At 42.9% G+C, this 1,197-nt stretch carries 1 protein-coding gene; it reads left to right on the plus strand.

Going from position 1 to position 1,197, the window contains the following annotated elements; all coding sequences use genetic code 11:
• Positions 1–118: 118 nt before the first annotated feature.
• Positions 119–1,197 (plus strand): FAD-dependent oxidoreductase (locus tag JZ787_RS17890; RefSeq protein WP_346313027.1); only part of this gene is annotated, 1,079 nt, incomplete at its 3' end.

Here is a 1,197-nt window from a genome sequence, read left to right on the forward strand (position 1 = left end):
ATCTTTAAATCTATAAAACCGATTATTAAAATAAAAACAAACTGTTTTATCTATTTTTAGATTTACTCTATGATTCTTCTATCAAATAAATTTATAGACTGCTTTGGAGAGCTTAACAATGTTAGATCAAAATACTTCAGCTCAATTAAAAACACTTCTTGAACGCCTAGAAGGTCCGATTGAATTGGTTGCGACTTTGAATGGTTCTGAGAAATCAGACAAAATCAAAGAATTGGTTGAAGAAGTTGCAGCACTGTCTCCACTGGTGACTGCACGTTTTGATGGTCAAAACTCACGTGCACCCAGCTTTGGTGTGGCAAAAGCCGGTGAACAGCCGCGTGTTTTCTTTGCGGGTTTGCCGATGGGACATGAGTTTACCTCTTTGATCTTGGCATTGTTACAAACCTCAGGTTATGCACCCAAAGTACCAGATGAAGTTTTGGCTTCAATCAAAGGTTTAGGTATCCAGTCTGACTTTGACGTATTTGTCTCTTTAAGCTGTCATAACTGCCCAGACGTGGTGCAAGCGTTGAACCTGATTGCTATTTACAATCCGGGCACGACAGCAACCATGATTGATGGTGCATTCTTCCAAGACGAAGTTGAAGAACGCAAAATCATGGCTGTACCGATGGTGTTCCAAGACAACAACCATATTGGTCAAGGCCGTATGACCTTGGAAGAGATTGTTGCCAAACTAGATACCAATTCCGCTGCCAAAGAAGCTGAAAAACTCAATGCCAAAGCTGCTTTTGATGTTTTAGTGATTGGTGGTGGCCCTGCAGGAAATACCTCAGCTATCTATGCAGCACGTAAAGGCATTAAAACAGGGATCGTGGCTGAACGTATGGGTGGTCAAGTCATGGATACCATGGACATTGAAAACTATACCTCGATTCAAAAGACCCAAGGGCCGAAGTTTGCTGCTGAAATGGAAGCACATGTACGTGAGTACGGTGTGGACATCATGAACTTACAACGTGTTTCTAACATCAAAGGTGCAGATGAGACAGCGAATGGCTTGGTTGAAGTCACTTTAGAAAATGGTGCGAAGCTTGAATCTAAAACGGTCATTCTTTCAACAGGGGCACGTTGGAGGGAAATGAATGTGCCGGGCGAAGAAGAATACCGTACCCGCGGTGTTGCTTACTGCCCACACTGTGATGGCCCACTGTTTAAAGGCAAACGTGTTGCAGT

Origin of the sequence: Acinetobacter sp. BWR-L5, assembly GCF_039655985.1 — a bacterium.
In the GTDB taxonomy this organism is placed as follows: domain Bacteria; phylum Pseudomonadota; class Gammaproteobacteria; order Pseudomonadales; family Moraxellaceae; genus Acinetobacter; species Acinetobacter johnsonii.